Source organism: Halomonas sp. ND22Bw (assembly GCF_003011945.1).
Taxonomy (GTDB): Bacteria; Pseudomonadota; Gammaproteobacteria; order Pseudomonadales; family Halomonadaceae; genus Halomonas; species Halomonas halophila.
This window is the reverse complement of sequence record NZ_PXWD01000296.1, coordinates 1-383: the sequence shown is the minus strand read 5'-3', so window position 1 is coordinate 383 and position 383 is coordinate 1. Positions and strand designations below refer to the sequence as shown.

Annotated in this window: 1 protein-coding gene; it reads right to left on the bottom strand. The window is 64.0% G+C overall.

Annotated elements, in window-relative coordinates:
• Positions 1 to 153 precede the first annotated feature (153 nt).
• The coding region (locus CVH10_RS25785; protein WP_219924785.1) for a hypothetical protein at positions 154 to 383 on the bottom strand (230 nt) is incomplete at its 5' end.

Below are 383 nucleotides of genomic sequence, written 5' to 3'. Positions count from 1 at the left end.
TACCGCCTTGGTTGGATAGGTCTGGGCATGGGCCAGGCCGAGGCTGCCGGCGAGCAGAGGCGCGGCACAGATCGAGATGAGTTGACGGCGGTTCAGGCGCATGGTGTCTCCGTTTTTTGTGATGAGGAACAGGTACTTGCGGGTTCGATGGCCTCAGGGCTTGCGTTCTGCATCACCCCAGGGGGCCGTCTTCCAGAGGGCGGCGAAACCTGCAGTTGCCTTGTCCAGGCGGCTTCTCCACTGCGGTCCGGCCACATAGTCCATCTCGGTGAACTGGGCCTGCATCTGCTTCTGGAACTCGGGGTCGGCAGCGGTCAACCTGAGCGCCTCCGACAATCGGCGCTCCACGTCTGGCGGAAGCCCTTTGGGCGCCACGATGCCGC